This window comes from Pseudomonas proteolytica, from assembly GCF_007858275.1.
In the GTDB taxonomy this organism is placed as follows: domain Bacteria; phylum Pseudomonadota; class Gammaproteobacteria; order Pseudomonadales; family Pseudomonadaceae; genus Aquipseudomonas; species Aquipseudomonas proteolytica.
Map to the genome: position 1 here is coordinate 67,251 of NZ_VFEV01000006.1, position 26,134 is coordinate 93,384.

Below are 26,134 nucleotides of genomic sequence, written 5' to 3' on the forward strand. Positions count from 1 at the left end.
GACATGCACAAGGAAAAAAATCGCGACCTGACCGGCGTGTTGACCGGCAATAAGCTGGGCCTGGACGACATCACCGGCAATCAGCACCTGTCGATCAGCAGCAGCAAACACAACGGCACCGCCCAGGAAACCACCCTGACCGGCAGCACCATCGGCTCCAGCGAAGGCAATGTTTCGTTGATTGCCGGGCGTGAGTTGAACGTGGTCGCCAGTGACCTGGTCAGCACCAAGAACATGGACCTCAGTGGCTCCAACGTGACCATCACCGCCGGTGCTGAAACGGCGCGGCAAACCACGCAAGACAGCTCCAAGAGCCTGGCCGTGGGCCGGGTGATTGGCGGTGCGGTGATTGATACTGCGCGCAGCATCCACGATGCCACCGAGGCGGCGAAGAACGCCGATGACCCGCGCCTCAAGGCGGTGAAAATCGCCCAGGCTGCGCTGGCCGCCTACAACCTGGGTGGCCAGGCGTCGGACGCCAACGGCCAGAGCGCCGGCTTCAAGAACAAAGAGGGCGGTTCGCCCAGCAACGGGTCGTTGATCAAGATCGGCACCGAACTGGCCAACACCCGCAGCAAGGCCAGCAGCGAGTACAACAGCCTGACGGCGCGCCAGAGCACGCTCAATGCGGGGCAGGATCTGTCGATTGTCGCCACCGGCGAAGCGCCTGGCACCCAGGGCAATATCGAGATCACCGGCAGCAGCCTGAAAGCCGCCAACACCTTGTTGCTGGCCAAGAACAACGTGTTGCTGCAAAGCGCCCAGGACACCGTCGACCGCAAGAACGATGGCTCGACCAACAAGACTGCCATTGGCGCCAGCTTCAACATCGGCGAGCAGAACGGCTTCACCCTCGACCTGGGTGCACAGGGCGCGAAAAACAACGGTAATGGCAACTCGGTAACCCAGGTCAACACCACCCTGGACACCGGCTCGCTGCTGCTCAAAAGCGGCGGCGACACTACCCTCGCCGGTGCCCAGGTGCGCGCTGATCGCATCCAGGCCGACATTGGTGGCGACCTCAATATCCTCTCGCGCCAGGACACCGAGTCTTCGCGCAGCAAGCAGAGCAGCGCAGGCTTTGGCGCGAGTATCTGCATCCCGCCGTTCTGCTACGGCTCCACCGTCACCGGCTCGGCCAGCATCGCTGCGGCCAAGATGAACAGCGACTACAAGGCCGTGACCGACCAGACCGGCCTGTTTGCGGGGGCCGGTGGCTACGACATCAATGTCGGCAAGACCACCACCTTGCAGGGCGGGGTGATTGCCAGCGAAGCGGCGGCGGTGAAGAACCGTTTGAGCACCGATCGCCTGATCGTCAGTGATATCAAGAACACCAGTGAGATCCAGAGCCAGTCGGCGGGGCTCTCTGCATCATTCAGCAGCAGCGGCGGCACCTCACCGGGTGGCAGCATTCCGGTGGCGCTCAAGGAAGACGAGCGCAGCCACACCCGCAGTGCGGTCAGCGATGGCACGATTGTGGTCCGCAACCCCGAGGGCGCCAATGACCTGGTGGGGCTCAACCGCGACACCGCCAATGCCAACCAGAAGCTCGACCGTCCAGACGAAAAGGCCATGCAGGAGCGTATCGACCTGATCCAGAGCTCGGCGCAATTGGCCAGTGGGGTGATCGGTGCGGTGGCCAAAGCCAAGGCGGATGAAGCAAAAAAACTCGCCGATGAGGCAAAGCTCCAGGCGGGCTCTCCTGGTGCAGCGGCTGCCGCGGACGCCGCACGGGTGGCGAACGCCGAAGCGCTGCGCTGGCAGGTCGGTGGTGACAAGAAGTTGATGGCCGACATTGCAACCGGGCTGATTGCCGCCGGGCTGGGGAGCGCCACCGGGGGCACGGCCGTTGGCATTGTTGCCAACACTTCCTCCAGCGACATCTTCAATAAAATTGGTGACTTCGCCAACGCCCGGCGTGACCAGGCGAGCGATGCGACGACCCAGGCCGCCTGGGCCGAAGGTGGGGCTGCACGGATCCTGCTGCATGCGCTGGCCGGTGCGGCCATCGGCTTGTCCAGTGGTAGCGCACAAAGTGGCGCGCTCGGTGCCGGTGCCTCGGCGGCAGTCATGCCCTCCATCGCCAAGGCCCTGGCCGATAGCGATTTATCGGCCGCTGATCAAAAAGCCATAACGTCCTTGATTGCTACCGGTGTCGGCAGCGTCGTGGGCTCAGGCGATGGCGTGAAAGGCGGGGTGGTGGCCGGCGGTACGGCGTTTGCCGTCGACAAATACAACCGCCAATTGCACCCTGAAGAGAAGGCACTCGCTCTGGAGTTGGCCAAGAAGAGCAACGGCAAATACACCGCCGCGCAGATTGAGGCGCAGATGCGGCTGTCCTTCGTCAAAGGCACTGACATCACGCCGGGTACCGACATGGTCGCTTCAGGGGCCGGGATTTATGATCCCGACGGTAACTGGATGCCCATGGGCGATAACAAGACCTACGTGCAGTTGCCTGAGAAGTCGGACTATGAGGTGATCGCCTACATCAAGGAAAATACCCAAGCGTATGCGTGGACGATGGAAGCCGAAAGTGGTTTTTCCCGGGTGCTGACGCGCGGGGAATACACCTACCCGGACGGCCCGGGTAAGCGCGATCGCTTGACCGGCTACCCGTTGGATGACAGGGGTGGATACAAGGTGCCGGTCACGATCGAAGGCGTGTTGTACACCCCGCGCTTCATGTCATGTGGCAGTGCTGAATGTCTTGCGGTCGGCGCCAACATCGACCTGGCTGACGCCAATACATTGAAGTGGATCAAGGCCGCCGACGCGAAAATGGTCAGCGACGTCGGAGTTGTCCTGGGGGCGGGTGCGGCGTTGACGACGGGTGGCGTGAGTGCCGGGCTGTCGAACACCTCGATGGCGGCGTCTTTCCTGTCCGGCTACCTGAAAGAAGAGCTGCCGGAAGCGGCCACAGGCAACGCGCTGAGTATGGGCTTTGAAAAATTCGCGGTGGGCAAGGGCGTCACACCGGAAACTGCGTCCAGACTTTCCAATGCCCTGGGCACTGCGGGCGTGTGGGACAAGTTAGTTGAAGGCCTCAAAGGTGCTGTCAAGGGTGGGTAGTATGATCGCAAATTTATACAAGTATCGGCATGGCATTGGCCTGGTCTTACTCCTGGCTGCGCTGCTCAATGGCTTTCTACGGTTTGATGGTAGCTGGAAGCGCTTTTTCCTCATGGTGCTGGTGCAGCTGTGGTTTGGCCAGGCGGTCTACAACTATGCGCGAGGCGCCAGGGTGGCCATCGCGCCAGGGGGCATGAGCAAGGACGCCGACCCGGAGTGGCGCGCGGCCTTGGCGGGCTTTTCCCTGTTTTTGTATGGGGTCGTGTTCTTTTTGAATTTTTGACGCGCCCCGGGCAACTCCAGCCCTTCTATTGCCATGGAAACCCTCTATGAAGAACGTTGCTTTTATCCTCGCAGCCCTGGCCCTCGCAGGCTGCCACTCCAATGCCCGCGACTCGTCGCCCAGCCTCTTGAAAGATGGCGTGCAGTTGCAGCAGAACACAGTCGTGGCCGATGCCGAGCACGCCAAGGTGATCATGCGCGCCACCGGGTTTACCTACCCCGTGCAGTTCTCCGTGCGCCGTGGCGGCGATGCCGACCAGCGCCCGGAGATCCTCGGCACGGTGGTGGATTCGGGCCGGGGCAAGGTGTTCGGCTGGATCGCCAAGATGAGCGAGGTGGCCAACAGCGCGGCGGTCAAGCGCTTCCCGCAGCTGGAAGTGCTGGCCGACCCGCAGCACACGATTGAAGTGTTGGGCGAGTCGCGGGTGTACGACTCGAACTACTACCGCTACGCCGAAAAAATTGTCTACGCCTGCGGCCCGATGACCTCGGCGTTCAAGCCGCAAAAACAGAAGGTTTACCTGGTGGAATTCGTGATCGTCGGCGCCGGCTGTGAGCAGCATGTGTATGACATCACCGACCCCGCACAGCGTATTCCCGTCCCCGCGTCCTGAATCATGCACCCTACAACCGCCGGGCACATTGGCGGTGTTGTCGTAGTAAATGGAGTTTCAAATGAAGCGCAAGCAGTTCCAGAAAACCCTGTTGGCCATGATGGTCAGCGCCGTTGCCGCACAAGTCAGCGCGGTGGAGTTTGACGTCAGCACAGGGCAGAACGTATGGGCCTCCCAGACGTTCAATGAGCCTGTGACCCTGGTGGGCGCGCGCAATGTCGTCTCGACCCAACCCAGTGCCGATGGCGTGAATATTTCCCTGACCGATATCCAGGGCACGCTGCGCAACGACGCCAACCTGACCCTGGATGCCGGCGGCAAAGCCGTACGTGGCCTGATCGTCGATGGGGCGCTGGATCAAATGCTCACCACCACCGGCAGCAACATCACCGGCGATATCATTCAGGCCGGCAATATCCACCTGAGCAACACGATCTGGGCTGAAGGCTTTGAAGTGGGCGCCAGCAACGTGGGCGGCAGCATCATCAACTCGGGCAATATCACCCTGGTTGAAGTCCCAGGTTCGGGCGATGAATCCGACGCCGAGGGTATCTACCTCAACGGCACCACCGTGGCGGGCGACGTGGTCAACAGCGGTGTGGTGGATGTCACGTCCTACTACGGCTACGGCCTGATCCTCGATACCCACAACAACATGCCGGTCACCATCGGTGGCAAGCTGCTCAACTCCGGGACCATTCGCGTTACCGGTGAAGAGGCCCTGGGGATCGAGATCGAAACCGATACCAACCCCCTGCGTATCGAAAACAGCGGCCTGGTTTCCGTCAACGGCGGGCAGTCGATCGCCGTGCAACTGGATGCGGGCACCTACGACTACCTGCTCAACACCGGTACCATCGAAGCCCACGGCAGCAACGCCATGGCTTTCAACGTGCAAGGCGCGACCTTTAACACCACCTCGCCGAGCGGTGAGCGCGGCCTGGTCAACCGTGGCCTGATCAGCGCCGATGCGACGGCGATCAAGATCAACCCGCAGTACCAGTTGACGCCCCTGGAGATCAACCAGCAAGCCGGCGAAATCCGCAGCAACTCCGGCACCGCCATCGACGGCGGCAACCTGGCGAGCCTGAACTGGAGCGGCGGCAAAATCGTGGGTGACGTACTCGGTGTCACGGGTGTGAACATCAACGGCCAGGCCGATTTTACCGGCGCGCGCATTGGCAGCCCGGTATCGATCAACGCGGGTTCGTTGAACCTGTCTGGCGCCGGTACCGCGATCACTGGCGACCTGAATGTGGCCAACGGTGCCGGGATTGATATGCGCCTGTCCAACAGCGTCGTGCCGACCACGCCTTACTTGACGGTCAGCGGCGCCGCGAATTTCGCCCAGGGCTCCAACGTGACCTTGAGCGCCAAGCCCGGCGATTTCACCGCAGCACCCAGCGGCACCGAATACACCCTGCTGCAAGCCGGCAGCGTGCAGAACAACGGCCTGACGGTTGCCAGCAGCTCGTCGTTGCTCGATGTACTCAGCTACTCGGCCGATACGCAGACGGTCAAGGCCGTAGTGGGTCTGAAGCCAGACGAGCAGGTACAAACCGACCTCGGCGGCGTTGGCGCTACGACCTCGGCGGTGACCGCCGTGAACCTGTTGAAAAATGAAGTGCTGGGGCAACTGAGCCAGGACGACGCGGTGTTCCAGGCCGTGGCCAACGCCGGCACTGCCCAGCAATTGGCGCGGATTGGCGAACAGCTCAAGCCGGACGTGAACCGTGGCGCGCTGGACGTGGCCCTGTCCGGGCAGACCGTGATCAACGGCGCGATCCTCAATCGCCTGGCCGGCCAACGCGATGGCAGCGAACGCGGCGGTGTTTGGGTGCAAGCCCTGAGCAGCAACATGGACCAGGACGGTCGCGGTGGCGACAACGGCTACTCGGCCAACAGCAGCGGCGTGGCCGTGGGCGTGGACGGGCGCTTGAACGACAACACCCGCGTGGGTGTGGCGTACAGCTACCTCAACTCCAACATCCATTCGGACCAGGGCAACAAGACCGAAGTGCAGGGCAACGCCTTGTCGCTGTACGGTAACTGGTCGCTGCAAAACTGGTTTGTCGATGGCAGCCTGAGCTATGGCGTCAACGACAACGACAGCAAGCGCCACATCGCCAGCACCACCGCCAAGGGCAGCTACGACAGCCAGGCGTTGTCGGCCAGCGTGATCGGCGGCTACAGCTTCAAGGCGTCGGACAGCGTGCTGATCGAACCACGTGTGGCAGCGCGCTACTCCAGCGTGCACATGGACAGCCTGCACGAGAAGGGTTCTTCGGCAGCCCTGAACACCGGTTCCCAGCGTTACGAAGTCGGTGAACTTGGCGCTGGCCTGCGTGTGGCGGGCAACCTGCCGCTGGGCGCCGGTACCCTGCAACCGGAAGCGACCTTGATGGCCTATCACGACCTGATGGGTGATCGCGTGGCGCAGACGTCCAGCTTTGTGAACGGTGGCTCGACGTTCAGCGTAACCGGCGCATCGGTCGCGCGTGACAGCTATGAAGCCAGCGTGGGCGTGAACTACCAGGTCTCGGCGTTCAGCGTCGGTGCCAGCTACACCCGCCAGGCCCGCAGCGGGTTTGATGCCGACGGCGTCATGCTCAAGGCGCGCTACGCGTTCTAAACAGTCCTTGCAGGCGCGAGCTTGCTCGCGAAAAACGTCCAGGCGACGCGTTCATTCAGCAAATGAGCGTTATCGTTTACGTGCTTCGCGAGCAAGCTCGCTCCTACAGGATGGGACGAAACAACTTGAGAACCGCTCTCAACCCCGTAAAATGCCGCAGCACTTAATCAGGGATGAATTCGAAGATGCGTGTTTTTGCCTTACTGCTGGCGCTGTCCTTCCTGGCCGGCTGTGCGTCCAAGCCTGCGTACTACATCTCTCCAGCGCCCGTGACTATTCCCAAGAGCGCCACGTATTGGCTCGATACATTTGACGTTGAGGTGGTGGGCAAGAACGAACGCTTCCTGCCAGATGACAAGGTTCGCCAGCAATTGGGTGTCGATCTGGTCGACCGCTTGCTCAAGGCCAAGCGCTACGCCGCCAGCAAGGAAAAGGCCGACTACTTGTTGGAGGTGAGCGTCATCTATACGCGGCGTATTCAAGATACGAAGGGCGGTTTTATGACGGCCATCGTCGATGACAACACCATCCTTGCCAGTGTCGATTTCAGCTATCAGGTCAAGGTCAAGAAAGCCGATGCCGAGGTTCTGCATTTTTCCCAGGCTCGCCAAGGGCTGATGCCTGCGGGTTACAAGGGCGACTGGCAGAACATGAAAACCATGGCCGGGGTGCTGACCAACAGCGGCAACTCTAATGTAGAGACCTTCTACACCGGAGCGCTTAGCCGTTTTATCGTTGACGATCTGCGCGGTATTCCATCGCGCTAGCGTCACCTGCGGTCTCGATTTACCACTTAGGAGCACCACGTGAAATCACTCTTAAAAATCCTCCTGTCCGGCCTTACCGTTACAGCAGTGCTGTCCCTGGCCGGTTGCGCCACCGAAAGCTCCCGCGCACTGCCGATCGAAAAAGTCGCCAGCGCCAACGTCGCCTATTCCGGCGTACGTGTGCCGATTGCCGTGGGCAAGTTCGATAACCGCTCCAGCTACATGCGCGGGATCTTCTCCGATGGCGTGGACCGCCTCGGTGGCCAGGCCAAGACCATCCTGATCACCCACTTGCAGCAGACCAACCGCTTCAGCGTGCTGGACCGCGACAACATGGGCGAAATCTCCCAGGAAGCGAAAATCAAAGGCACCGCGCAAAACCTCAAGGGCGCTGACTACGTGGTGACCGGCGATGTGACCGAGTTCGGCCGCAAAGAGACCGGCGACCGCCAACTGTTCGGCATCCTCGGCCGTGGCAAGACCCAGGTGGCCTACGCCAAGATCAACCTGAATATCGTCAACATCAGCACTTCCGAAGTGGTGTATTCCACCCAGGGCGCCGGTGAATACGCGCTGTCGAACCGCGAAGTCGTGGGCTTTGGCGGCACCGCCAGCTACGACTCCACCCTCAATGGCAAGGTCCTGGACCTGGCTATGCGCGAAGCGATCAATCGTCTGGTGGACGGCATCAACGCCGGCGCCTGGAACCCGCGTAACTGATTAGTTGTTTTCAAGGAGCAGTACACGGATGAGCAAGGCAGTGAAGTTGGCGCTGATGCTGACAGCAACCGCGCTGGTTGCAGGGTGCCAGACGGCACCCAAACCCCTGTATCAATGGGAAAGCTACCAGCCACAGGTTTACGAGTACTTCAAGGGCGAGCCCAAGGAAGCCCAGGTCGAAGCGCTGGAACGCGACCTGCAAAAGATCAACGCCAGTGGCCGCCAGGCCCCGCCGGGCTACCACGCCCACCTGGGCATGCTGTACCTGAGCATGGGCAAGGATGACCAGATGGTGCAGCAGTTTCGCACCGAGAAGGCGCTGTTCCCTGAGTCGGCCGCCTACATGGACTTTTTGCTGAAGAACGCCAAGGCCGGAGACGTCAAATGAGCCTGCTGAAAATCACCGGCGCCTTGCTGGCCCTGGCTTTGCTGGGCGGTTGCGCGGCGCCCAAGACCGTCGATTACTCGGCGTACAAGCAGGCGCGGCCGAAGTCGATCCTGGTGTTGCCACCGATCAACGAATCCCCTGAAGTGCAGGCGTCCTACAGCCTGGTATCGCAGGTGACTTACCCGTTGGCCGAAGCCGGTTACTACGTGATGCCGATTGCCCTGGTGGATGAAACCTTCCGCCAGAACGGCCTGACCACCGCCAACGATATCCAGGCCGTGGCACCGGGCAAGCTGCATGAGATCTTCGGCGCAGATGCGGCGCTGTACATCACCGTCAGCGAGTACGGCACCAAGTACATGCTGGTCACCAGCGACACCTCGGTGACGGCCTCGGCCAAACTGGTCGACCTGCGTACTGGCACCACCTTGTGGACCGGTTCGGCGCGAGCATCCAGCGAGGAAGGCAACAACAACGGTGGCGGCCTGGTGGGCATGCTGATCACGGCGGCGGTCAAGCAAGTGATCAACAGCTCCACCGACGCAGCGCACCCGATTGCCGGCATCACCAGCGCACGCCTGCTGTCGGCCGGGCAACGCACCGGCCTGCTGTACGGCCCGCGCTCGCCCAAGTACGGCTCGGACTGATAAGAGCCTCCTTGTAGTGAGGAGGTTTTTTGTGGCCAGGGGGCTGCTGTGGCGAGGGGGCTTGTCCCCCGCTGGGCTGCGCAGCAGCCCCAACCCTGGCCCCTCGGTGTATCTGATAAAGCTCGATGGGTCTTAGAGGGGCTGCTGCGCAGCCCAGCGGGGGACAAGCCCCCTCGCCACTTGCTGAGCGGGAGTTAACCCGAACCGCCCATTTCTAACGTCTGACCTTGTGAACGCATCATTCACTCACGAGGTTCAACCCATGTCCCGTCCTCTTCTCTTCCTGCGCCCCGCTGCCCAGGGCTTTGCCGTGACCTTGCTGGTGGCACTTGCCGGGTGTGGGTTGTCGTCCCGTGACGAAGCCAAGGCGCCCGAAGCGGTTGCTGTCCCCGAACTGCAAAGCGAGCCCGTTCAGGCTCAGGGCGCCATGCTCAAGCGAATGGCAATGCCGGCACCGATGGCCATGCATGACGCGGTGGCCATGGAATACCGCGCCGAGCCGCGTGAGCAGTATCAGCACTTGCCGGACAACCCGGTGCACAGCGTTGCCCAAACCCCGGTTTCTACCTTCAGCATCGATGTCGATACGGGCAGCTACGCCAATGTCAGACGCTTCCTCAACCAAGGTCAACTGCCGCCTGAAGGCGCTGTACGACTTGAGGAAATGGTCAACTACTTCCCCTACGACTACGCACTGGCGAGCGACGGCTCGCCGTTCGGCGTGACCACTGAAGTCGCGCCCGCCCCCTGGAATCCCAACACGCGCCTGCTGCGTATCGGCATCAAGGCATCCGAGCGTGCCGTGGCCGAGTTGGCGCCGGCCAACCTGGTGTTCCTGGTGGATGTGTCCGGTTCCATGGACCGCCGCGAAGGCCTGCCGCTGGTTAAAAGCACCCTCAAGCTGCTGGTGGACCAACTGCGTGCTCAGGACCGCGTGTCCCTGGTGGTGTATGCCGGCGAATCGCGGGTAGTGCTCAAGCCTACGTCCGGGGGTGACAAGGCAAAAATCCGCAACGCCATCGACCAATTGACCGCCGGCGGCTCGACGGCGGGTGCATCGGGTATCGAACTGGCCTATCAGATGGCTCGCGAAGGGTTTATCGATAAGGGCATCAACCGCATCCTGCTGGCCACTGACGGCGACTTCAACGTCGGCATCAGCGACTTCGACAGCCTCAAGCAAATGGCCGTGGACCAGCGCAAAACCGGGGTGTCCCTGACCACCCTGGGGTTTGGCGTGGGCAACTACAACGAACACCTGATGGAACAACTGGCCGACGCGGGCGATGGCAACTACGCCTATATCGACAACCTGCGCGAAGCGCGCAAGGTCCTGGTGGAACAACTCAGCTCGACCCTGGCCGTGGTGGCGCGGGATGTGAAACTGCAGGTGGAATTCAACCCGGCCCAAGTCAGCGAATATCGCCTGCTGGGCTATGAAAACCGCGCCTTGAAACGTGAGGATTTCAGCAACGACAAGGTGGACGCGGGCGAGATCGGTGCCGGGCATACCGTGACGGCGCTGTATGAAATCGTACCCAAGGGCGGCAAAGGCTGGTTGGAAGCGCTGCGCTATGCCCCGGCGCCGGTTGCCGAGGGTAACGCTGCAGAACTGGCGATGTTGCGGGTCCGCTACAAGCCGGCGGCGGGTGGCAGCAGTCGCTTGATCGAACACCCGATCAATAGCACCCAGCAGGCTGCCAGCGACGACCTGCGCTTCGCGGCAGCCGTGGCCGCCTTCGCCCAACAGCTCAAGGGCGATGGCCGCTACACTGGCACCATGAGCCTGAAAGACACCGCCACCCTGGCCCGCTCGGCCCGTGGCGATGATCCCTACGGGCTGCGCAATGAATTCGTACAACTGGTGGAACTGGCCCAGAGCCTCAAACACTGATCTTGCCCACAACAGAGATCCCCTGTGAGAGCTGGCTTGCCTGCGATAGCCATAGGTATCTACACAACTTTCAGAAACTGACGAACTTTCCTGTGGCGAGCGGGCTTGCCCCGCGCTGGGCTGCGAAGCAGCCCTAAACCCGGCCATCGTGGTTTATCTGAAGAAACGCGGCGGGCTTTTTGGGGCTGCTTCGCAGCCCAGCGCGGGGCAAGCTCGCTCGCCACAACTGCGCTATCTGCCTGGATTTAGGCGTTGCGGCAAAGTTGTGTAGATACCGATGCTGCGATAGCGGTGGGTCAGCGCCGAAAATAGCGCCTGACCCACCGCTATCGCGGGCAAGCCCGGCTCCCACAGCTAATCTGCATTGATCCATCGAAAGGAGTTCGCCACCTGATATGGCCGTACCAGACGATCCACCCAGCGACGAATCGCTGCTGGCCCGCTACCGCTCCGGCGATGCTGCTGCGTTCGAGACCCTGTACGCCCGGCATCGCCAGGGCCTTTACCGGTTCCTCGTGGGCCTTTGCAACAAGGCCGAACTGGCCGAGGAAATCTATCAGGACACCTGGCTCAGCCTGATCCGCAGCACTACCGAGCCACAAGGCCGGGCGAGTTTTCGTACCTGGTTGTTCCAGATTGCCCGCAACCGCCTGATCGATCATTGGCGCAAGCACGGCATCCACAACCCGCTGCACGACAGCTACGACGAACAGCTGCACGCCAAGCCCGACGACAGCGCCGGCCCCGAGCAACAACTGAGCCTGAGCCGCGACCAGGCGCGCCTCGACGCCGCCCTGCAAGCCTTGCCTGAAGACCAGCGCGAAGTCTTCCTGCTGCGTCTGCACGGCGACCTGGAAGTGCCGCAAATCGCCGCACTCACCAAAGCCCCGCTGGAAACCGTAAAAAGCCGCCTGCGTTACGCCCAGCAGAAACTGCGTCGCCTGCTGGCCGAGGAGATACTCGCATGACTGACTCCCGACACACCCCAGATCCCGACGACTTGCTCCTACCGCATTTTCGTCAACACAGCACCGGCGAGCCGCCCGCGTCCCTCGACGCCTTCATCCTCGCCACCGCCCGCCGCGAAGCCCCCTCGCCCGCGCCAAGCCTGTGGCAACGCTGGCTGCAAGCCTGCCAACGACCACGCTGGCAGATGGCATTCGCCACCGTCGCCGGTTTGGCGCTGATGATTGGCGTGGTGATGCGCGAGCCTGTGCCGCAGCCCGAGATATCCACAGCAACGTTCTCCGCATTGCACCAGGAAGCCGCCAGCCCACCCCCGCCCGCGCCCAGGGCCCGAATGGCGGCAGCACCCAAGGCCGAGAGCGCGCAGGTCATGGGTTCGATGGCGGATGAATCGAGCGCCAAGCTCAGCAGGCGTGCGCCGGTGTCGTTGCCTTCATTGGAGGAAGGGTTGCAGGAGATTGTGAGCCTGCGTGAGGCTGGGGAAACCAAGGCGGCGGATGAAAAGCTGCTGGCGTTGTACAAGCGCTTTCCAAAAGAGAATTTGCCATCGCGCTTGGAGGCATTGCGAAAGCGCTAAAGGGTTGGTTACAAACGTAAGGCTGGCGAGCATTCGTCAGCCTTACAGTTGTTTGCAGCGCTGCTATCGTGGGCTGATGGCCTCAGCGTTGAGTCAATGTGAACCGGAGCAGCTTTCCCTGGGTGACCGCGGCTTGGTTAAGATATCGGTCGGCGCGCGTGTGATAGAAGCCGAAACCTGTAACCATAAACCGTACATAGTTGAAGTAAGTATGCAGCCTCTCTTGGGCGGGGCCTTGCGTTCTCATAAGCAGTTTTTGCGATAGCCGGTCAAACTCATCAATACTTTCGTCATGCATCTTTATGATCGCTCGGCACGCACTCATTACCGAATGATCAAAATCTCGGCAATGTCGAAGCACGATATTGGTGCTGACTTCGTTCTTCAACGAGTCCTTGGGCAGGCTTACCAGGTCGTTCTGCAGCGCTAGGAGCAAAGCAGCATGCCAAGTCAGCTGTCGATACTCCGTTGAAGAGGTTATCCACTCGTTCAGCTCGATCCCACAACAGGCTTCCAGATAGATAACAGTAGGCTGAACACCTATTGTAATCGCGCGCATGTACACCGCGTCTTCGAAAGGGCGATCGTCGAGGGAAGGATTGTTGCGGATATTCACTTCTTCGACCGCATACTCGGCATATTCACGCATCGCTTGTGCCCAGCGTGACCGGATCGAGGCGCTCCCCCCCACACGTTCGATGCCGTCTCCGATATAACGCCAGGCGATTGCGTAGGGCGCGTCATCAGTCTTTGCGCCGGCCATCGCGTCGACGTGTGGCTCCAGCGCCTTCATGCCCGTCGAGGATTCGGCAACCTCGTCATCCCACAACAGCCACATGGTGACATATTGTGTGAAGAGAAGAGCCGCGTCATACCCCAGCGTCGAGCCTGAGCAGCCACCATAGACTCGGGGCCACATGGCCCGTACGACTGCTGTCTGTGCCGAGTCTTGCAACAGTCCCAGATCACGCATCCAGTCTATCGTTTGCTCCTCAATGTCCTCCGCGCGCGGAACCTGTTCACGCGGGGCGAACCAGGCTTGAGGATATTGCAGTTCCAACTGATGCACCCCTGTGTGTGCTGGAACGTTTGCCACCTCCACGACTTCTAGCAAGGGGGTGAGACTTGCAGGATTAATATTCATCACAGTTTCTCCTGGAAGAGAAAAAGCTGCTCATCAGGTGGTGCTGATTTGAATCTAGGATAGTTTGGTGGTTATCGCGAGCGCGTGCGGGCCCGGAAGAGACGAACGGCGGGGACAGCACCCACAAAAAAGCCCCAGGTCTTTCCACCTGGGGCTTTTTCGTTATAGATGGTGCACCCGGCGGGATTCGAACCCACGACCCCTGCCTTCGGAGGGCAGTACTCTATCCAGCTGAGCTACGGATGCTTGTGCGGGCGCCATCATACCCATGTCGACCTTGGGCGTCCATGCTGGTTTTTGGCCGTCTGGCGGTGGGATTCTGGAGTAGGGAGGCTCTGTACCGGGCGGTGTGCGTCGTTGGCGTTGAATCGGGCTGTCGTACGCTTGTCAGAATAATCCGGCTAATGCGCCGTTTTCGTTCTTTTTTTCGAACAGACTATTGCCCTGCCCCCCCATTGATCCTAGGATTCGTTTGAGATTTCAAACGCTCTGTCTCCCGTGCGCGATGTTTCAGCTTGCGCCCAGTGACTGATTTCCCTGACGGCAGCCTTCGAGGCGCCTTTCAACAACTCTAATTTGCCCCGCGCGCGCGCGGTGCTGTTAAGGAAAGCCGACATGCAGCTTAAAGACACCCAGTTGTTCCGCCAGCAAGCCTTTATTGATGGCGCTTGGGTCGATGCGGACAACGGTCAAACGATCAAGGTCAACAACCCCGCGACTGGCGAGATCCTGGGCACCGTGCCGAAGATGGGCGCCGCCGAAACCCGTCGTGCCATCGAAGCCGCCGACAAGGCCTTGCCGGCCTGGCGCGCACTGACCGCCAAGGACCGGGCGAACAAGCTGCGTCGCTGGTTCGAGCTGATCATCGAGAACCAGGATGACCTGGCGCGCCTGATGACCCTGGAGCAGGGCAAGCCGCTGGCCGAAGCCAAGGGTGAAATCGTCTACGCCGCTTCGTTCATCGAGTGGTTCGCCGAAGAGGCCAAGCGTGTCTACGGTGACGTGATCCCTGGCCATCAGCCGGACAAGCGGCTGATCGTGATCAAGCAGCCGATCGGTGTCACCGCCGCCATCACGCCGTGGAACTTCCCGGCCGCGATGATCACCCGTAAAGCCGGCCCGGCCCTGGCCGCCGGTTGCACCATGGTCCTCAAGCCAGCGTCGCAAACCCCGTTCTCGGCGTTTGCCCTGGCCGAACTGGCCCAGCGTGCCGGCATCCCCAACGGCGTGTTCAGTGTGGTTTCCGGCAGCGCTGGCGATATCGGCAGCGAGCTAACCAGCAACCCTATCGTGCGTAAATTGTCCTTCACCGGCTCGACTGAAATCGGTCGCCAGTTGATGGCCGAATGCGCCAAGGACATCAAGAAAGTTTCCCTGGAGCTGGGCGGCAACGCGCCGTTCATCGTGTTCGACGACGCCGACCTGGATAAGGCCGTCGAAGGCGCGATCATCTCCAAGTACCGTAACAACGGTCAGACCTGTGTATGCGCCAACCGCCTGTATATCCAGGACTCGGTGTATGACGCGTTCGCTGAAAAACTGAAAGCGGCCGTGGCTAAGTTGAAGATCGGCAACGGTCTGGAAGACGGCACCACCACCGGTCCCCTGATCGACGAAAAAGCCGTGGCCAAGGTCCAGGAACACATCGCCGATGCCTTGAGCAAAGGCGCGACGTTGCTGGCTGGCGGTAAGGTCATGGAAGGCAACTTCTTCGAGCCGACCATCCTCACCAACGTGCCGAAAAACGCCGCTGTGGCCAAGGAAGAAACCTTCGGCCCGCTGGCGCCGCTGTTCCGCTTCAAAGACGAAGCCGAAGTGATCGCCATGTCCAACGACACCGAGTTCGGCCTGGCGTCCTACTTCTATGCCCGCGACCTGGGTCGTGTGTTCCGTGTGGCCGAGGCCCTGGAATACGGTATGGTCGGCGTCAACACCGGGCTGATCTCCAACGAAGTGGCACCGTTCGGCGGGATCAAGGCTTCGGGCCTGGGCCGTGAAGGTTCCAAGTACGGGATCGAGGATTACCTGGAAATCAAATACCTCTGCCTGGGCATCTAACCGGCAAGGTATCGCTGCAAACGCAAAGGGCACGAGAGCGCTGTCCCTTTGCGTGTTTCACACTGTTATTCGAAGTGGCCGGGAAAGCTGTGGCAGTCGATCATCGCATGCTGGCGTAGTTGCCTCCCCTCCACGTAATCCTTGGACCGCGCCACCCGATGAGTGGCGAATGAGGAATTTATGAGCAACAAGACTAACGCTTCCTTGATGAAACGCCGCGAAGCCGCTGTACCGCGCGGTGTTGGCCAGATTCACCCGATCTTCGCCGAATCCGCGAAGAACGCCACGGTGACCGACGTTGAAGGTCGCGAGTTCATCGACTTCGCCGGCGGTATCGCTGTACTGAACACCGGTCACCTGCACCCGAAAATCATCGCGGCCGTGACCGAACAGCTGAACAAGCTGACCCACACCTGCTTCCAGGTCCTGGCCTATGAGCCTTACGTGGAGCTGTGCGAAAAAGTCAACGCCAAGGTCCCGGGTGATTTCGCCAAGAAAACCCTGCTGGTCACCACCGGTTCCGAAGCCGTTGAAAACGCTGTGAAAATCGCCCGTGCCGCGACTGGCCGTGCCGGCGTGATCGCCTTCACTGGCGCGTACCACGGCCGCACCATGATGACCCTGGGCCTGACCGGCAAGGTCGTGCCGTACTCCGCTGGCATGGGCCTGATGCCAGGCGGCATCTTCCGTGCGCTGTACCCGAACGAGTTGCACGGCGTGAGCATCGACGATTCCATCGCCAGCATCGAACGTATCTTCAAAAACGATGCCGAGCCGCGTGATATCGCTGCCATCATCATCGAGCCGGTGCAGGGCGAAGGCGGTTTCTACGTCGCGCCTAAAGCCTTCATGAAGCGCCTGCGCGAACTGTGCGACAAGCACGGCATCCTGCTGATCGCCGACGAAGTGCAAACCGGTGCCGGCCGTACCGGGACCTTCTTCGCCATGGAACAGATGGGTGTTGCTGCCGACCTGACCACCTTCGCCAAGTCCATTGCTGGCGGCTTCCCGCTGGCCGGTGTGTGCGGCAAGGCCGAATACATGGACGCCATCGCCCCAGGCGGCCTGGGCGGCACCTATGCCGGTAGCCCGATCGCTTGCGCCGCGGCCCTGGCGGTGATGGAGGTGTTCGAAGAAGAGCACCTGCTGGATCGCTGCAAGGCTGTTGGCGAGCGTCTGGTCACCGGCCTCAAGGCTATCCAGGCCAAGTACCCGGTGATCGGTGAAGTGCGTGCCCTGGGTGCGATGATCGCGGTCGAGCTGTTCGAGAATGGCGACAGCCACAAGCCGAACGCTGCGGCGGTAGCCTCCGTCGTGGCCAAGGCGCGTGACAAGGGCCTGATCCTGCTGTCGTGCGGCACCTACGGCAACGTGTTGCGCGTACTGGTCCCGCTGACCTCGCCGGACGAGCAACTGGACAAAGGCCTGGCGATCATCGAAGAGTGCTTCTCCGAGCTGTAAGCGCAGGTTGACTCGATCGACAGAAAAAACCCGCTTCGGCGGGTTTTTTTGTGGGCTATGCGCCGATTCAGGCCTTGTGCATTGTACGCAGGCGCTTGCTTTGTCTAAGGTGCAAGGATTGCCGATGGAGCGTGCTGCATGACTGCTGTTGATTTACCTGCTGTACCCCGTGTGCTGATTGCCGAGACCGACCCCTGGTCGCGGGATCTGCTCAAGCAGGTGTTGTTGAATGTGCGCTGCGACGCGCGGCTGGATGTGTGCGCCGACGGGCAGCAAGCCGCCGAGTTGTTGCGAGACAAACCCTACGATTTGATCATTGCCGACTGGGAACTGCCGGGCGTTGATGGCCTGAGCCTGTTGCGCAGTGTGCGTCAGCGTCGGCGGGTGCCGGCCTTGCCGTTTATCCTGTTGAGCACGCGCAATGACGGCGCCAGCGTGCGCGAAGTGTTGCCATTGGCGCCGACTGCTTACCTGACCAAGCCCTTGAACATGGAAGGCCTTACGCAACGCCTGCAGGACCTGCTGCTTAATGAAGGCGAAACGGTGTATTGCGAGGTCCCGGCCCTGGCCGCGGGCATGACCTTGCCGGTGTTCCTGGAGCGGCGCCGCGAGCTGTCGGACGGCGCGCCGTTGCGGGTTGACGTCAAGGCCGCCGTGCAACGCAGCCTGGCGCCGGAAGGCCTGGATCTCAAGCAACTGGAAGAGCAGGTAAAAACCGATCCACAGATCACCGCCGTGTTGATCGCCGCCGCCAACAGCGCCGGCCATCACGGCACGCCAGTGCAGACGCTGTCCATGGCCCTGCACAAGCTGGCAGCCGGGCAGAGCATGAACCTGATCCTTGGCCTGGCCCTCAAGCACAACGTGATCCTTGCCGATGCCAGCCTGATGGAGTACGCCGAACGCCATTGGCAACTGTCCCAGCAGACTGCGCAATACGCCCGCTCCTTGGCGCGCATGCTCGACCTTGACCACGAACGCTGCTACAGCGCCGGTATCCTCCACCGCCTGGGCGACCTTGCGCTGCTGCGCAGCTTGCAGGAGTGGCGCCAGGGCGGCGGTGAACTGGACGATGAGTTGATTGGCGAGTCGTTGTCCACCTTCGGTGCCGGCTACGGCTCGGCGCTGCGTACGCGCTGGCGCTTGCCCCTGGAACTGCGCCAATTGATCGCGGCGAGCTACTCCCTGGAAGGCGGGGTGTATTCCCGAGAAGCGCTGGTGATGAACATGGCGGCGCAATTGGCAGGGCTGACCGAGCATGAAGGTGTCGAGGCGTTGGCCAAGGGCAAGACGGCGCGGTTGCTCAAGGTCGGGGTTTCGGAGCTGATGCGCATCCGCAAGCCTGTGTAGGCGCGGTGCCAGGCAGCCACCGCCCCTGTAGGAGCGGGCTTGCCCGCGATGAAGGCGGGCCAGGCACTGCACGGCTGGCAGACACACCGCCATCGCAGGCAAGCCAGCTCCCACATTTGTTTTGTGGTGCCTCCAAGCCTCCCGCCTCACCGCCCCCCATTGTGGGAGCGGGCTTGCCCGCGATGGCGGCGGGCCAGGCACTGCACGGCTGGTAGACACACCGCCATCGCAGGCAAGCCAGCTCCCACATTTGTTTTGTGGTGCCTCCAAGCCTCCCGCCTCACCGCCCCCCTCTGTGGGAGCGGGCTTGCCCGCGATGACGGCGGGCCAGGCACTGCACGGCTGGCAGACACACCGCCATCGCAGGCAAGCCAGCTCCTACATTTGTTTTGTGGTGCCCCCAGGTTTGTTGTCTGGCCGAGATGCCGCGTGGGGGGCTTTATTTGGTCATCTTCGGCGACTTCCGCTGGCAATTACCCGGTTCTTGCCCTGGCGCTTGGCTTCATACATCGCCGCATCGGCGCGGGCGAAGAGGCTGTCCAGGGTTGCATCTTCGGCGGTGAGGCTGGCCAGGCCCTGGCTGACGGTCACGCTGTAGGGCTGGCCTTCATGGCTGAAACTCAGTTGCCGCACTTCCTGCCCCAAGCGTTCGGCGACTTGCATGGCCCTTTCCGGCGCGCATCCCGGCAGTACCGCAGCAAACTCTTCGCCACCAATGCGCCCGAACAGGTCGCCACGGCGCAATACCCCGCGACCGCTCTCGGCGATACGCAGCAACACCTGATCGCCCTCCAGGTGGCCGTAGGTGTCGTTGATGTTCTTGAAGTTATCGATGTCCAGCAACAGGAAGGCCAGGGGCAGGCCTTGGGCGCAGGCGCGTTCGAATTCGTGGTGAGCGCATTCAAAGAAGTGCCGGCGGTTGCTGCTGCGGGTCAGCACGTCGGTGGTGGCCAGGCGCTGCAGTTCGAGTTCCAGGTGCTTCTTTTCGGTGATGTCTTCGGCGATGCCCACCACAATCAGCGGTTTTCCCGGGGCGGCCTGCTGGTTGGTAAAGCACTTGTCGCTGAGCCAGCGGATCTGCCCGTCCGCCGTGATGATGCGGTACTGGCGATCCTCGACCGCTCCCAACGCCAGTACCTGGGCCAGGCTTTGCTCGGCATATTGCTGGTCTTCGGGGTGGATGCTGTCACGCCAGCCACGGTGTTCGGCCAACAGCAGGCTGGCCGAGCGCCCGAAGATGCGCTCATAGGCAGGGCTCACGTACAGCACGCGCCGGGTTTCCCACTCGATGGCCCAGAGTACGGCGTTGACACTCACCAGCAGCGAACTCAACAGCTGTTCGCGCTCGCTCAGGCGCTCCACTTCGCCCTGGGCGTGCATCAATGCCAGCAAGGTGGCGGCAGGCGCTGGACGCGACGTATCCGTCGAGTCGGGTGTGGTGGGCGTTGGGGAGTCCGTTTCGTGGACCATCGGCACAATTCTCTCTGGACATGCCGCAGCATCGAACAGCAGTCAAAACAAGCCCGCCAGGATGGCGAAGTGTTGTTTGAGAGAGGGGAATTGCAGCTAAGTTCCGTTATCAGTCGCGATTGAGAGGGAATATTCGGCGACTGTGAAATGACGCCAAAAAACTGTGGGCGCCAACTGGAAACATACCCGGGCCTTGCAGGAGCTGGCTTGCCAGCGATGGCGGCCTTGAATCTGCTGCACAGTTCAAAGGCCTCATCGCCGGCAAGCCGGCTCCTGCAGAGGTCAGGCGGTGGGGCGCAGGGAGTAGGTTTTCAACTGGTGGGCAAAGTCGCGCAGGGACTGGATCCCGCTGGCCTCGGCCTCGTGCACCCATTCCTTGATTGCCGCGAGCATGTCATGCCCGTTGCTGCTGGTCTTGAGCCAGATCTGCTGTAGCGCCAGGCGCTTTTCGTAGATCACTTTCAAGGCCTGGCTGTGCTCCAGCATGCTCTGGATGCGCAGGTGGTGGCGCTCATCCAGCAGGCTGGTCTCGCGCGACAGCAGGCGCTTGGCGCGGTGGAACTGGTGGCGTACCGAGTGATCAACCTTTTCCAGTTCCTGCTTGACCAACGGCGCGATCACCAGCTTGCGGTACTGGGCCATGATCTGGAAGCGGTTGTTGAGGATCGCCATGGCGGTGTCCATGTCCAGGTGGCCCTTGCCTTCGACCCGGTGGGCAATCGGCGCGACCCGCTGAACCTTGGCCAGGCGCAGGAAGCTGAACACCTTGATCCAGGCCCAGCCCAGGTCGAATTCCCACTTTTTCACCGACAGCTTGGCGGAGTTGGGGTAGGTGTGATGGTTGTTATGCAGCTCTTCGCCACCGACGATGATGCCCCACGGCACCAGGTTGGTCGCCGCGTCGCGGCATTCGAAGTTGCGATAGCCGATCGCATGCCCCAGGCCGTTGATCACACCGGCGGCCCAGAAGGGGATCCACATCATCTGGATCGCCCAGATGGTGATGCCGATGGTGCCGAACAGCAGCACGTCGATGACGCCCATCAGGGCCACGCCCAGCAGCGGATAACGGGTGTAGAGTTTGCGCTCGATCCAGTCGTCCGGGCAGTTCTTGCCGTAGATGCGCAGGGTCTCGGGGTTTTCCGCCTCGGCGCGGTACAGCTCGGCCCCTTTGCGCAGGACCGTGGACAGGCCCTTGATCACCGGGCTATGGGGATCGTCGACGGTTTCGCATTTGGCGTGGTGTTTGCGGTGGATGGCGGTCCACTCGCGGGTGTTCTGCGCCGTGGTCAACCACAGCCAGAAGCGGAAGAAGTGTTTCAGGCCAGCATTGAGCTCCAGGGAGCGGTGGGCTGAATAGCGGTGTAGATAGACCGTGACACCGATGATGGTCACGTGGGTCATCAACAGAGTGACTGCCACCAGTTGCCAGGCTGACAAGTCAAGAAAACCGTTGTACCACATAGGCTGTATGGCCCTCAGATAAAGAAAAGAACAGCTCACGCATTATCACTAAGCGTACAGATAAAACCAGTCGCCCTTTTGAATAGGAGTGACGAGATGTTACTTATTCTATAATCCGCAGCCTTTGTAGGGCGATTCTGTTTTTTAGTAAGGATTACTAGTCATATGCTGCTTTCATACCGAGGTGCCCTACGTGCGGGGCTGGTGTACTTGCTGATTTCCGTCTTGTGGATACAGCTCAGTCAGCAGGTATTTATCAATTTCATCGATGAACCCAGGGAAATAGTCCACTGGCAGATGCTGCGCGGCTACCTGTGGGTGGTTCTCAGTGCCCTGTTTATCTTCTTGTTGTGCGCCCGCAGCGCCCGTACCCACCGTATCCAGCAACCGTTGAAAGAGAACCGCGAGCGCCTGCGCCAGGCGGCGGCAGTGTTCGATTGCACCCGCGAAGGGGTGCTGGTCACCGACGCCCGCGGGCGGATTGTGCACGTCAACCGCGCCTTTATCGAAATCACCGGTTACCAGGTGGATGACGTGATGGGTCGACAGCCGAGCCTGTTCAAGTCCGGTCGTCATTCGCCGGCTTTTTATGAGCAGATGTTTCGCACACTCAACCAAGACGGGGAATGGAGCGGCGAGATCTGGAACCGCCGTAAAAGCGGGGAAATTTACCCACAGTGGCAAACCATCCGCGTCATCCATGATGACCAGGGCCAGATCAGCCATTACGTTGCAGTGTTCTCCGACATCAGCGCGATCAAGCATTCCGAGCGCGAGCTGGCCCATCTGGCTCACCACGACCCGTTGACCGACCTGCCCAATCGCCTGCTGTTCACCGACCGCGCCGAGCAGGCGCTGGCCTCGGCGCAGATCCACAAGCGTGGCTGCGCGCTGCTGATGCTGGATCTGGACCATTTCAAAATCATCAACGACAGCCTTGGCCACAATGTAGGTGACCAGTTGCTCAAGGCCGTGGGCGAGCGCCTGCAAGGCCTGTTCGGCCCCGGCGTGACCCTCGCGCGCCTGGGCGGCGACGAATTCGCGGTGCTGGCGGAAAGTTGTCCACAGGTGGTCCAGGCTGCGGCCCTGGCCCAGCGGATTATTGACAGCATGAAGCTGCCGTTCGTGTTCGACGGTCACCAATTGTTTGTCAGCGTGAGTATTGGTATCAGCCTGTTCCCCAGCGACGCCTTGAGTGCCGAACAACTGTTGCGCAACGCTGACTCCGCTTTGTTCAAGGCCAAGAGTTCCGGGCGTGAAGGCTTTGCCTTGTACACCGAGGAACTGACCGCCCACGCGCAGAACCGGATCGAGGTCGGCAACGAACTGCGCCGCGCCCTGGATCAGCATGAACTTCGCGTCTATTACCAGCCGGTGCACGATCTGCAAACCAGCGCCCTGATTGGCGTCGAGGCCTTGGTGCGCTGGCAGCACCCGCAGCGTGGGCTGGTGCCGCCTGCGGAATTTATCCCGATCGCCGAACGCACCGGCTTGATCGCCGAGATCGATGCCTGGGTCATGGACCAGGCCTGTCGCCAGATGTGCCGATGGCTGGAGGAAGGTAAAACGCTGTCGTTCCTCGCGGTAAATGTTTCCAGCCGACTGTTTGCCCGCCACGAACTGTACGAGCAGGTCGCCAAGGTGCTGCACGACACCGGCCTGGACCCGGCGAAGCTGGAACTGGAAGTCACCGAAAGCGCGGTGATGGATGACCCGGAAGTGGCCCTGGAACAGCTGCACCGCCTGCGCGAGCTGGGCCTGAGCCTGGCCATCGATGATTTTGGTACCGGCTATTCGTCACTGCTGCGCCTCAAGCGCCTGCCGGTGCAGAAGTTGAAAATCGACCAGGGCTTCGTCGCCGGCCTGCCGTGGGATGAAGACGATGCGGCGATTGTGCGGGTGGTCATCGCCTTGGCGCAGAGCATGGGCATGCAAGTGCATGCCGAAGGCATCGAACAGATGGAACAGGCGCGGTTCCTGCTCAATCACCAGTGCGACCTCGGCCAGGGCTACTGGTTTGGTCGGCCGATGCTGGCGGCGGACATTGATTGGGCCAGGGCCCCGGCTATCCGCTGACCTCTCTGCGGGGCCGCAATACAGTAAATGTGGGAGCGGGCTTGCTCGCGAATGCGGTGTGTCAGCTAGCAAATTGGGTGACTGGCACACCGCATTCGCGAGCAAGCCCGCTCCCACATTTGGATCTGCACTCTGTGTAACGTCATGCCCTGCCTGAAAATTCTTTCTGGTTATATAAACATTCTTAAATAGTATTTTTAAGAATATCCGCGCTTATCTACTATCGCTCTCACGCCGCAAGCAGTGCCGCCACTGCCAGGCACTTCTCATTTCAGGAGCACGACCATGAGCGCATCTCTACGCAGCGTTGACGGCCAGGACGAAGCAGCCATTTTGCGCGAGATCCAAAGCGCATTGCGTGACCTGCGTTTCGGCGCAGTGGAAATCACCGTACACAACGCCCAAGTGGTGCAGATCGAACGCAAAGAGAAATTCCGCTTGCAGAGCCCGGGCAACAAACCGAGCTGAGGCAACACGGCGCTTCGATTGCGGGACCCGTACTTATAAGAAAAGCCAACACCCAAGAATTTCAGGAGCTTGTCTATGTCGTCGATTCGCCGTTATGCCCTGGCCGCCCTGGCCAGCGCCGTGTTTGCCGGTTCCGCAGTGGCCAAGGATTACGAGCTGCTCAACGTTTCCTACGATCCGACCCGTGAGCTGTACCAGGACTACAACGCCGAATTCACCAGCTTCTGGAAAAAGGCACACCCTGGCGACAACGTGAAGATCCAGCAGTCCCACGGTGGTTCGGGCAAGCAAGGCCGGGCGGTGATCGATGGCCTGCGCGCCGACGTGGTAACCCTGGCCCTGGCCGGCGACATCGACGAAATTGCCAAGCTGGGCAAGACCCTGCCGGAGAACTGGCAGACCCGCCTGCCTGAGGCCAGCACGCCTTACACCTCGACCATCGTGTTCCTGGTGCGCAAGGGCAACCCCAAAGGCATCAAGGACTGGGGCGACCTGATCAAGAATGACGTGTCGGTGATCACGCCGAACCCGAAAACCTCCGGCGGTGCCCGCTGGAACTTCCTCGCCGCCTGGGCCTATGGCCTCAAGGCCGGTGGCAGCGAAGCCAAGGCTCAGGAATACGTGAAGGAGCTGTTCAAGCACGTGCCGATCCTCGACACCGGTGCGCGCGGTTCGACCATTACCTTCGTCAACAACGGTCAGGGTGACGTGTTGCTGGCCTGGGAAAACGAAGCGTTCCTGGCCCTCAAGGAAGATGGCGGTGCCGACAAGTTCGACATCATCGTGCCGTCCCTGTCGATCCTCGCCGAGCCACCCGTGGCCGTGGTCGACAAGAACGCCGAGAAAAAGGGCAACACCGAAATCGCCACGGCGTACCTCAACCACCTGTACAGCCCGGCTGGCCAGGAGATCGCGGCAAAGAACTTCTACCGCCCGCGTGACAAGGATGTGGCCGCCAAATACGCCCAGCAGTTCCCGAAGCTGGACCTGGTGACTATCGACAAAGACTTCGGCGGCTGGAAAACTGCCCAACCGAAATTCTTCAACGACGGTGGCGTGTTCGACCAGATCTACACGGCCCAATAACCAACACGGCCTCCCTGTGGAATGCGGCTTGTGTGGGAGCGGGCTTGCTCGCGAAAGCGGTGTGCCAGTCAACGCATTTAGTGACTGACACGCCGCTTTCGCGAGCAAGCCCGCTCCCACATAAACTCATTCTTGCAGTGGTATCTACCTGTTAACCAAGGACTTTTATGTCGCGTCGTATCTCCCCCGTCATACCCGGCTTCGGGCTGACGCTGGGTTACACCTTGGTGTACCTCAGCCTGATTGTGCTCATACCGCTGGCGGCCATGTTCGTCCACGCCGCCCAACTCACCTGGGATCAGTTCTGGGCCATCATCTCGGCGCCGCGCGTGTGGGCGGCGTTGAAGCTGAGCTTCAGTACGGCCCTGTACGCCGCGCTGATCAACGGCGTGATCGGTACGCTGCTGGCCTGGGTGCTGGTGCGCTACACCTTCCCCGGGCGCAAGATCATCGACGCGATGATCGACCTGCCGTTCGCCCTGCCCACCGCCGTGGCCGGTATTGCGCTGACCGCGCTGTACGCGCCGTCCGGCCTGGTTGGCCAGTTCGCCACCGACATGGGCTTCAAGATCGCCTACACCCCCCTGGGCATCACCCTGGCCCTGACCTTCGTCACCTTGCCCTTCGTGGTGCGTACCGTGCAGCCGGTCTTGGCCGATATCCCCCGGGAAATCGAAGAAGCCGCCGCCTGCCTCGGCGCCAAGCCCTTGCAAGTGTTCCGCTACATCCTCGTGCCGGCGCTGCTGCCGGCCTGGCTGACCGGGTTTGCCCTGGCGTTTGCCCGAGGCGTGGGTGAATACGGCTCGGTGATTTTCATCGCCGGCAACATGCCGATGAAAACCGAGATCCTGCCGTTGCTGATCATGGTCAAGCTCGACCAATACGACTACACCGGCGCTACCTCCATCGGCGTGCTGATGCTGGTGGTTTCCTTTGTCCTGCTGCTGCTGATCAACTTGTTGCAGCGGCGCATCGAACACCCATAAGGAGGCGCG

21 protein-coding genes and 1 tRNA gene are annotated in these 26,134 nt (G+C 61.1%); 18 read left to right on the plus strand and 4 right to left on the minus strand.

Annotated features, from left to right (window positions below):
• Nucleotides 1–3: 3 nt before the first annotated feature.
• From FIV38_RS30770 to FIV38_RS06260, 11 genes are all read left to right on the plus strand, one after another.
• Nucleotides 4–3,075 carry a hemagglutinin repeat-containing protein gene (locus tag FIV38_RS30770; RefSeq protein WP_338062174.1) on the plus strand — a complete coding sequence of 1,024 codons (3,072 nt, stop codon included), beginning with the start codon at nucleotides 4–6 and terminating at the stop codon, nucleotides 3,073–3,075.
• Between the two features lies 1 nt (nucleotide 3,076).
• The gene (locus tag FIV38_RS06215) at nucleotides 3,077–3,358 is read left to right on the plus strand and encodes a hypothetical protein (RefSeq protein WP_092232625.1); all 282 of its coding nucleotides are present in this window, start codon (nucleotides 3,077–3,079) and stop codon (nucleotides 3,356–3,358) included.
• Nucleotides 3,359–3,404: 46 nt separating this feature from the next.
• On the plus strand, nucleotides 3,405–3,971 hold the full coding sequence (locus FIV38_RS06220) for a hypothetical protein (protein WP_092232629.1): 567 nt from the start codon (nucleotides 3,405–3,407) through the stop codon (nucleotides 3,969–3,971).
• Between the two features lie 61 nt (nucleotides 3,972–4,032).
• The gene (locus FIV38_RS06225) at nucleotides 4,033–6,603 is read left to right on the plus strand and encodes an autotransporter family protein (RefSeq protein WP_092232632.1); all 2,571 of its coding nucleotides are present in this window, start codon (nucleotides 4,033–4,035) and stop codon (nucleotides 6,601–6,603) included.
• A gap of 185 nt (nucleotides 6,604–6,788) precedes the next feature.
• Nucleotides 6,789–7,370, plus strand: a complete 582-nt coding sequence (locus tag FIV38_RS06230) for a hypothetical protein (RefSeq protein ID WP_029298840.1) — start codon at nucleotides 6,789–6,791, stop codon at nucleotides 7,368–7,370.
• A 39-nt stretch (nucleotides 7,371–7,409) separates the two neighbouring features.
• Entirely contained in the window at nucleotides 7,410–8,090 is a 681-nt protein-coding gene (locus FIV38_RS06235; protein WP_092232635.1) for a CsgG/HfaB family protein, read from the plus strand.
• Nucleotides 8,091–8,118: 28 nt separating this feature from the next.
• Nucleotides 8,119–8,478, plus strand: coding sequence for a DUF4810 domain-containing protein (locus tag FIV38_RS06240; RefSeq protein WP_029298843.1), 360 nt, complete (start codon nucleotides 8,119–8,121; stop codon nucleotides 8,476–8,478).
• A complete protein-coding gene (locus tag FIV38_RS06245; RefSeq protein WP_029298845.1) occupies nucleotides 8,475–9,125 on the plus strand; it encodes a DUF799 domain-containing protein in 651 nt (216 codons plus the stop codon). Before FIV38_RS06240 ends, FIV38_RS06245 begins: the two co-directional genes overlap by 4 nt.
• Nucleotides 9,126–9,387: 262 nt before the next feature.
• A complete protein-coding gene (locus FIV38_RS06250; RefSeq protein WP_092232638.1) occupies nucleotides 9,388–11,019 on the plus strand; it encodes a vWA domain-containing protein in 1,632 nt (543 codons plus the stop codon).
• Between the two features lie 395 nt (nucleotides 11,020–11,414).
• Entirely contained in the window at nucleotides 11,415–11,987 is a 573-nt protein-coding gene (locus FIV38_RS06255; RefSeq protein ID WP_092232643.1) for an RNA polymerase sigma factor, read from the plus strand.
• Nucleotides 11,984–12,562, plus strand: coding sequence for a hypothetical protein (locus FIV38_RS06260; protein ID WP_092232646.1), 579 nt, complete (start codon nucleotides 11,984–11,986; stop codon nucleotides 12,560–12,562). Before FIV38_RS06255 ends, FIV38_RS06260 begins: the two co-directional genes overlap by 4 nt.
• Before the next feature lie 82 nt (nucleotides 12,563–12,644).
• Here FIV38_RS06260 and FIV38_RS06265 read toward each other — a convergent pair whose 3' ends face one another.
• Together FIV38_RS06265 and FIV38_RS06270 are read right to left on the minus strand one after the other, a co-directional pair.
• A complete protein-coding gene (locus FIV38_RS06265; RefSeq protein WP_092232649.1) occupies nucleotides 12,645–13,706 on the minus strand; it encodes a terpene synthase family protein in 1,062 nt (353 codons plus the stop codon).
• A 169-nt stretch (nucleotides 13,707–13,875) separates the two neighbouring features.
• A tRNA-Arg gene (locus tag FIV38_RS06270) sits at nucleotides 13,876–13,952 on the minus strand.
• A 369-nt stretch (nucleotides 13,953–14,321) separates the two neighbouring features.
• Between FIV38_RS06270 and gabD the strand changes: the two genes are divergently transcribed.
• From gabD to FIV38_RS06285, 3 genes are all read left to right on the plus strand, one after another.
• The gene (gene gabD, locus FIV38_RS06275) at nucleotides 14,322–15,764 is read left to right on the plus strand and encodes an NADP-dependent succinate-semialdehyde dehydrogenase (protein ID WP_029298877.1); all 1,443 of its coding nucleotides are present in this window, start codon (nucleotides 14,322–14,324) and stop codon (nucleotides 15,762–15,764) included.
• A gap of 180 nt (nucleotides 15,765–15,944) precedes the next feature.
• Nucleotides 15,945–17,225 (plus strand): 4-aminobutyrate--2-oxoglutarate transaminase, encoded by a 1,281-nt coding sequence (gabT, locus tag FIV38_RS06280; protein WP_029298879.1) that lies wholly within the window; start codon nucleotides 15,945–15,947, stop codon nucleotides 17,223–17,225.
• Nucleotides 17,226–17,363: 138 nt separating this feature from the next.
• Nucleotides 17,364–18,575, plus strand: a complete 1,212-nt coding sequence (locus tag FIV38_RS06285; RefSeq protein ID WP_092232653.1) for an HDOD domain-containing protein — start codon at nucleotides 17,364–17,366, stop codon at nucleotides 18,573–18,575.
• Nucleotides 18,576–19,022: 447 nt separating this feature from the next.
• Here FIV38_RS06285 and FIV38_RS06290 read toward each other — a convergent pair whose 3' ends face one another.
• Entirely contained in the window at nucleotides 19,023–20,045 is a 1,023-nt protein-coding gene (locus FIV38_RS06290; protein ID WP_092232656.1) for a sensor domain-containing diguanylate cyclase, read from the minus strand.
• Nucleotides 20,046–20,327: 282 nt separating this feature from the next.
• Complete coding sequence (desA, locus tag FIV38_RS06300; RefSeq protein WP_029298885.1) at nucleotides 20,328–21,509, minus strand: delta-9 fatty acid desaturase DesA; 1,182 nt, start codon at nucleotides 21,507–21,509, stop codon at nucleotides 20,328–20,330.
• Nucleotides 21,510–21,674: 165 nt separating this feature from the next.
• Here desA and dibA point away from each other — a divergent pair, with 165 nt between their 5' ends.
• The 4 genes from dibA (at nucleotide 21,675) to cysT (ending at nucleotide 26,125) form a co-directional block, all read left to right on the plus strand.
• Nucleotides 21,675–23,585 carry a phosphodiesterase DibA gene (gene dibA, locus FIV38_RS06305; protein WP_029298887.1) on the plus strand — a complete coding sequence of 637 codons (1,911 nt, stop codon included), beginning with the start codon at nucleotides 21,675–21,677 and terminating at the stop codon, nucleotides 23,583–23,585.
• A gap of 285 nt (nucleotides 23,586–23,870) precedes the next feature.
• Nucleotides 23,871–24,053, plus strand: coding sequence for a sulfur starvation response protein OscA (gene oscA / locus FIV38_RS06310; protein WP_029299482.1), 183 nt, complete (start codon nucleotides 23,871–23,873; stop codon nucleotides 24,051–24,053).
• A gap of 75 nt (nucleotides 24,054–24,128) precedes the next feature.
• Nucleotides 24,129–25,139, plus strand: a complete 1,011-nt coding sequence (locus tag FIV38_RS06315; RefSeq protein WP_029299484.1) for a sulfate ABC transporter substrate-binding protein — start codon at nucleotides 24,129–24,131, stop codon at nucleotides 25,137–25,139.
• A gap of 167 nt (nucleotides 25,140–25,306) precedes the next feature.
• Entirely contained in the window at nucleotides 25,307–26,125 is an 819-nt protein-coding gene (gene cysT / locus FIV38_RS06325) for a sulfate ABC transporter permease subunit CysT (RefSeq protein ID WP_029299485.1), read from the plus strand.
• Nucleotides 26,126–26,134 lie beyond the last annotated feature (9 nt).

Excerpts from the sequence above, each read along its gene's own strand:
- gabT (WP_029298879.1), top strand. The coding sequence starts at position 15,945 with ATGAGCAACAAGACTAACGCTTCCTTGATGAAACGCCGCGAAGCCGCT.
- FIV38_RS06240 (WP_029298843.1), top strand. The coding sequence starts at position 8,119 with ATGAGCAAGGCAGTGAAGTTGGCGCTGATGCTGACAGCAACCGCGCTG.
- cysT (WP_029299485.1), top strand. The coding sequence starts at position 25,307 with ATGTCGCGTCGTATCTCCCCCGTCATACCCGGCTTCGGGCTGACGCTG.
- FIV38_RS06315 (WP_029299484.1), top strand. The coding sequence starts at position 24,129 with ATGTCGTCGATTCGCCGTTATGCCCTGGCCGCCCTGGCCAGCGCCGTG.
- FIV38_RS06260 (WP_092232646.1), top strand. The coding sequence starts at position 11,984 with ATGACTGACTCCCGACACACCCCAGATCCCGACGACTTGCTCCTACCG.
- FIV38_RS06230 (WP_029298840.1), top strand. The coding sequence starts at position 6,789 with ATGCGTGTTTTTGCCTTACTGCTGGCGCTGTCCTTCCTGGCCGGCTGT.
- FIV38_RS06255 (WP_092232643.1), top strand. The coding sequence starts at position 11,415 with ATGGCCGTACCAGACGATCCACCCAGCGACGAATCGCTGCTGGCCCGC.
- FIV38_RS06245 (WP_029298845.1), top strand. The coding sequence starts at position 8,475 with ATGAGCCTGCTGAAAATCACCGGCGCCTTGCTGGCCCTGGCTTTGCTG.
- desA (WP_029298885.1), bottom strand. The coding sequence starts at position 21,509 with ATGTGGTACAACGGTTTTCTTGACTTGTCAGCCTGGCAACTGGTGGCA.
- FIV38_RS06225 (WP_092232632.1), top strand. The coding sequence starts at position 4,033 with ATGAAGCGCAAGCAGTTCCAGAAAACCCTGTTGGCCATGATGGTCAGC.
- FIV38_RS06250 (WP_092232638.1), top strand. The coding sequence starts at position 9,388 with ATGTCCCGTCCTCTTCTCTTCCTGCGCCCCGCTGCCCAGGGCTTTGCC.
- FIV38_RS06220 (WP_092232629.1), top strand. The coding sequence starts at position 3,405 with ATGAAGAACGTTGCTTTTATCCTCGCAGCCCTGGCCCTCGCAGGCTGC.
- FIV38_RS30770 (WP_338062174.1), top strand. The coding sequence starts at position 4 with ATGCACAAGGAAAAAAATCGCGACCTGACCGGCGTGTTGACCGGCAAT.
- dibA (WP_029298887.1), top strand. The coding sequence starts at position 21,675 with ATGCTGCTTTCATACCGAGGTGCCCTACGTGCGGGGCTGGTGTACTTG.
- FIV38_RS06265 (WP_092232649.1), bottom strand. The coding sequence starts at position 13,706 with ATGAATATTAATCCTGCAAGTCTCACCCCCTTGCTAGAAGTCGTGGAG.
- FIV38_RS06290 (WP_092232656.1), bottom strand. The coding sequence starts at position 20,045 with ATGGTCCACGAAACGGACTCCCCAACGCCCACCACACCCGACTCGACG.
- FIV38_RS06285 (WP_092232653.1), top strand. The coding sequence starts at position 17,364 with ATGACTGCTGTTGATTTACCTGCTGTACCCCGTGTGCTGATTGCCGAG.
- FIV38_RS06215 (WP_092232625.1), top strand. The coding sequence starts at position 3,077 with ATGATCGCAAATTTATACAAGTATCGGCATGGCATTGGCCTGGTCTTA.
- gabD (WP_029298877.1), top strand. The coding sequence starts at position 14,322 with ATGCAGCTTAAAGACACCCAGTTGTTCCGCCAGCAAGCCTTTATTGAT.
- oscA (WP_029299482.1), top strand. The coding sequence starts at position 23,871 with ATGAGCGCATCTCTACGCAGCGTTGACGGCCAGGACGAAGCAGCCATT.